Annotated in this window: 5 protein-coding genes; 4 read left to right on the forward strand and 1 reads right to left on the reverse strand. The window is 68.0% G+C overall.

Annotated features, from left to right (window positions below):
- Positions 1 to 1,064, reverse strand: a 1,064-nt coding sequence (locus VG296_RS09305) for a beta-galactosidase (RefSeq protein WP_325565163.1), incomplete at its 3' end; no start/stop codon positions are given.
- Between the two features lie 218 nt (positions 1,065 to 1,282).
- Here VG296_RS09305 and VG296_RS09310 point away from each other — a divergent pair.
- The 4 genes from VG296_RS09310 to VG296_RS09325 form a co-directional block, all read left to right on the forward strand.
- The gene (locus VG296_RS09310) at positions 1,283 to 2,638 is read left to right on the forward strand and encodes an extracellular solute-binding protein (RefSeq protein WP_414641076.1); all 1,356 of its coding nucleotides are present in this window, start codon (positions 1,283 to 1,285) and stop codon (positions 2,636 to 2,638) included.
- 34 nt (positions 2,639 to 2,672) lie between these two features.
- Positions 2,673 to 3,554, forward strand: coding sequence for a sugar ABC transporter permease (locus VG296_RS09315; RefSeq protein ID WP_325565167.1), 882 nt, complete (start codon positions 2,673 to 2,675; stop codon positions 3,552 to 3,554).
- 6 nt (positions 3,555 to 3,560) lie between these two features.
- Positions 3,561 to 4,475 carry a carbohydrate ABC transporter permease gene (locus tag VG296_RS09320; RefSeq protein WP_325565169.1) on the forward strand — a complete coding sequence of 305 codons (915 nt, stop codon included), beginning with the start codon at positions 3,561 to 3,563 and terminating at the stop codon, positions 4,473 to 4,475.
- 23 nt (positions 4,476 to 4,498) lie between these two features.
- Positions 4,499 to 5,164: LacI family DNA-binding transcriptional regulator (locus VG296_RS09325; RefSeq protein WP_349259502.1), on the forward strand; the 666-nt coding region annotated here is incomplete at its 3' end.

Here is a 5,164-nt window from a genome sequence, read left to right on the forward strand (position 1 = left end):
CCGAACCGGCTGGCCCGCCACTGGAAGAACAGCACGCCGTCCGCGCCCCTGGCCACGTGGGCGAGGGAGTTGCGGCGCATCTCGCCCGGCCGCTTGGCGATGTTCCTCGGCTGCCAGGACACCGCGCTCGTCGAGTGCTCCATCAGCAGCCACGGCCCGCCTCCCGCCAGTGACCTGGTCAGGTCGGCGGACATGGCCAGACCCAGGTAGCTGTCGGTGGCCTCGGCGGTCAGGTAGTTGTCGTTGGAGATCACGTCGACCTCCGCTGCCCACCGCCAGTAGTCGACGCTCTTGCAGTTGGTCGCCATGAAGTTGGTGGTGACCGGGATCCCAGGCGAAAGCGCGTGCAAGATGTCCCGCTCGCGCCGGAAGCAGGCAAGCAGCGCGTCGGAGCTGAACCGGGCGAAATCCAGCCGCTGGGCCGGGTTGACCGCGGTCGCGGACGTCCGCGGCGCGTCGATCTCGTCCCATTGCCCGTAGCGCTGCGACCAGAACGAGGCGCCCCAGTGGTCGTTGAGGGTGTCCAGGTCGCCGTAGCGCTCGCGCAGCCAGTCGCGGAACGCCGCCGCCGAGGTCTCGCAGTAGCACTCGCCGACGGGGGCGCCGTACTCGTTGTTGACGTGCCAGAGCACCACCGCGGGATGCGAACCGTAGCGCTCGGCGAGCTGGCGGGTGATCCCCGCGGCCGCGCTCGCGTACGCGGGACTTGACGGGCAGTAGGTCTGCCGGGACCCGCCCCCGAGCAGCAGCCCGTCGCGGGTGGCTGGCCTGGCCTCCGGGTGCTGGTGCAGGAACCACGGCGGCGGCGCGGCGGTCGGCGTGCCCAGGTCGACCGCGATGCCCGCGTCGTGCAGCAGGCCGAGCACCTTGTCCAGCCAGCCGAACTCGAACTCGCCCGGCCGGGGTTCAAGCATGCCCCAGGAGAAGATACCGACCGATACCAGCGTGACGCCGGCCCGGCGCATGAGCGTCGCGTCCTGCTCCCACACCTCCTCGGGCCACTGCTCGGGGTTGTAGTCCCCGCCGTAGGCGAGTCCATCAAGCCGTGGCCAGCGTGAATGCATGGGAAACTCCGCGTTTTCTGGGCAGCAAGATCTGGGATCGCTCACAGGCGAATAACAGAATGAAACCAGTGCAAACCGACCCTTGACAAGGTATGACAACGGGTTAACTCTGGGAGCGTTCACAGACACCTTCACCGGCCACCGCATCCCCTGCGGACGGCCAGGTCCAAGCGGATCATCACCTGCGATCTCTCACCGCGGAGGGACCCATGAAGCTCATCCCCACCCGGCGGCGCAGACGCGCCGTCGCGATCGCCGTCGCGGCGCTCGCCGCGGCCGCCGCCGCGGGCTGCTCCTCGTCGGGCAGTTCGTCCACCCAGCCGGCGGCCGGCACGTCATCATCCGCAGCGTCCGCGTCCGCGCGGGCGTCTTCCGGCCAGAAGGTGACACTGACCTTCTGGACCTGGGTGCCCAACATGGACAAGGTCGTCGCGATCTGGAACAAGACCCACCCGGACATCCAGGTCCAGGTCCAGACCCAGGCCGGCGGCGACCAGGAACTCACCAAGCTGCTCACCGCCGCGAAGGCGGGCAACCCGCCGGACCTCGCGCAGGTCGAGTACCAGGTGCTGCCGACGCTCGTGACGAACAACTACCTGGCCAACATCGCACAGTACGACGGCAGCCTGAAGAGCGATTTCCCGGCCGGCAACTGGAACCAGGTGACCCTGGGCACCGGTAACCTGTACGCCGTCCCGCAGGACGCCGCGCCGATGGCCCTGTTTTACCGCGCCGATCTGTTCAAGAAGTACGGCCTGACGGTGCCGGCCACCTGGGCGCAGTTCGCCGCCGACGCGACCAAGCTGCACTCCGCGGCGCCAGGCGTATACCTCGGCTCGTTTTCCGCCGTCGACCCCGGTGAGTTCGCCGGCCTGACGCAGCAGGCGGGCGCGCAGTGGTGGTCCGCCTCCGGCAGCAACTGGACGGTGGGCATCGACGACGCCGCGAGCCAGAAGGTCGCCTCGTACTGGCAGGGCCTGGTGTCCTCAGGCGGCGTGGACAACCAGCCGCAGTGGACGGCCGCGTGGAACAAGGGGATGAACGACGGCAAGTACATCGCCTGGGTCTCCGACGTATGGGCGCCCAGCGACTTTCCGACCACGGCGCCGTCCGGCACCGGCAAGTGGCAGATGACCGAACTGCCGCAGTGGACCTCCGGCGCGAACCTGGTCGGCAACTGGGGCGGCTCCTCCACCGGGGTGATGGCCGGATCCAAGCACCAGCAGGCCTCGGCCCAGTTCGCCGCCTGGCTGAACACCGACCCGACGGCGACCGCCGCGCTGGTATCCGACGGCGGCATCTACCCGGCCGACACCGCCGCCGAGGCCGCGCTGTCCGCGCCGCCGACGTATTTCTCCAATCAGCCGAACTTCTGGACCCTGGCGAAGCAGTACGCGGCCGCGGCCGCGAACGTCACCTGGGGCCCGGACGTGAACGTCGCGTACACCGAGTTCCAGACCGCGTTCGGCAGCGCTGCCTCTGGCAAGGGCTCGTTCCTCAGCCCGCTGACAGCGGTGCAGTCGACCGTGGTGAACGACATGAAGAAGAGCGGCTTCACGGTCGCGGCTGGCTGACGTGAGGCACGTATCAAGGCGTGCGGCGCCGCGCATGGCGCCGTACGCCTTCGTCACCCCGGCCGTGATCCTGTACGTGCTGGTCCTGCTCATCCCGATCGGGTACACCATCTACCTGTCGCTGGAAAAGACCGAGGTCAGTGGCCTCGGTCTGGGGGCAGGCGCCCGCAGGCAGGTGTTCGCGGGGCTCTCCAACTACTCCAGCGCCCTAGCGGATCCGGCCTTTGATTCCTCCCTGCTGCGGGTGGTCATCTACAGCGTGATCCTCGTCCCGGTCATGCTCGGGCTCGCCCTGCTGTTCGCGCTGCTGCTCGACGCGCGGCGGGTGCGGTTCCAGCGGTTCAGCAGGCTGTCGATCTTCCTGCCGTACGCGGTGCCGACGGTCATCGCCACGCTGCTGTGGGGATTCCTGTACCTGCCCACCGTGTCGCCGTTCCCGGAGATGCTGAGCAAGTTCGGACTGTCGATGCCCAACCTTTTCACCACACACGTCGCGCTGCTGTCTGTGGCCAACGTCGGCGTGTGGGGCGGGACGGGGTTCAACATGATCGTCATGTACACGGCGCTGCGGGCGGTGCCGTCGGAACTGTACGAGGCGGCGCGCATCGATGGAGCCTCGCAGCCGCAGATCGCGCTGCGGGTCAAGATCCCGATGATCGCCCCGGCGCTCATCCTCACCGGGGTGTTCTCGCTGATCACCACCCTGCAGGTGTTCAACGAACCGGAGACCCTCTTGCCACTGACCAACACGATCTCTCAGGGCTGGATGCCGCTGATGCGAATCTACAACCTGGCGTTCGACGAGAACAACAGCTACGAGGCCGCCGCGCTCGCGGTGATCATCGCGGTGGTCATGTTCGCCGGCTCGTTCTTCCTACTCCGGGCGAGCAACAAGCGCGTCTTCCAGGGACGGTGAGCCACGATGGCACTGACTCGCGTCGACGGCGCGCTCACCCAGGCCCCGTCCACCTCGGGGCGGCGAAACCAGGGCAGGCGCAGGGGCCGGGACCAGCGGCCGGCCGTGGTCCCGACCGTCATCCTGCTGCTCGGAGCGGTGTACTGCCTGCTGCCGGTCGTCTGGGTGCTGACCGCGTCGACCAAGAACAACGCCCAACTCTTCAACACGTTCACCTTCGCGCCCAACGGGTCGCTATGGTCGAACATCCGAGGCCTGTCCGCTTACGCGGGCGGCGTCTTCTGGCACTGGATGCTCAACACGGCGCTTTACGCCGGCGGAGGCGCGCTGCTGTCCGTCGTTGTATCCGCGCTGACCGGGTACGCGCTCGCGAAGTTCGAGTTCCGTGGCCGTTCGACGCTGTTCAACCTGCTGCTCGCGGGGGTGCTCGTTCCCCCGGTCGTGCTGGCGCTGCCGCAGTACCTGCTGCTGGCCAAGGTCGGGCTGACCAACACCTACTGGTCGGTGCTGCTGCCCTCGATCCTCTCCCCCTACGGGATCTATCTGGCGCGGATCTACGCGATGTCCGCGGTGCCCGACGAGGTGATCGAGTCGGCGCGGGTGGACGGCTGCCCGGAGGGGACGCTGTTCGCCCGGATCGCGGTGCCGATGATGACGCCGGGTCTGGTGACGATCTTCCTGTTCCAGTTCGTCGCGGTGTGGAACAACTTCCTGCTGCCGTTCATTATGCTCAGCGACGAGAACAAGTTCCCGCTCACCGTGGGGCTTTACACCCTGCTCAACCGCGGGTCGTACCAGCCGGCCCTCTACAGCCTCGTGGTCACCGGATCGCTGCTGTCAATCATCCCGCTGGTCATCCTGTTTCTGGCGCTGCAGCGGTACTGGCGCACCGACATCGCCTCCGGCGCGGTCAAGCAGTGACCGGCTGGCAGTAAACAAGAGGTATGAATGGCGGGCGACGGCGTCCCACGATCGAGGACGTGGCAACGGAGGCGGGCGTCTCCCGTGGGACCGTGTCCCGGGTGCTGAACGGCGGGCACTACGTGTCGCCAGGCACCCTGGACGCGGTGAACCGGGCGATCAAGAAAACCGGCTACGTGGTCAACCACCACGCCAGGTCGCTGGTGACCCAGCGCTCGGAGTCGGTCGCGTTTATCCTTTCCGAGCCGGCGGAACGGCTGTTCGCGGACCCGAACTTCTCGGTCCTGCTGCGAGGGTGTACTCAGGCGCTCGCGGAGCACGACATCGGGCTGTTCGTCTGCATCGCCGCGTCAAGTTCCGACCGGACCAGGATCACCCGCTTCCTCGCGGCGGGTCACGTCGACGGCGCGCTGCTGGTATCCGTGCACGCCGGGGACCCGCTGCCCGACCTGCTCGGCTCGGCCGGCGTCCCCTACGTCGCCTGCGGCGCGCCACTTGGATTCGAGTCGAAGGTCTCGTACGTGGCGGCCGACGAACGTGGCGGCGCGCGCGCCATGGTCGCGTACCTGCGCTCGACCGGCCGGACCAGGATCGCCACCATCACCGGCCCGCTCGACACCTCCGGCGGGCGGGGACGGCTTGAGGGATACCGCGAAGTCGTCGGGGACGCGTTCGATGAGTCCCTGGTC

Source organism: Actinospica sp., assembly GCF_035552695.1.
In the GTDB taxonomy this organism is placed as follows: domain Bacteria; phylum Actinomycetota; class Actinomycetes; order Streptomycetales; family Catenulisporaceae; genus Actinospica.

Bases quoted from the DNA above. Each gene is read 5' to 3' on its own strand.
- VG296_RS09320 (WP_325565169.1), top strand. From the start codon at position 3,561: ATGGCACTGACTCGCGTCGACGGCGCGCTCACCCAGGCCCCGTCCACC.
- VG296_RS09315 (WP_325565167.1), top strand. From the start codon at position 2,673: ATGGCGCCGTACGCCTTCGTCACCCCGGCCGTGATCCTGTACGTGCTG.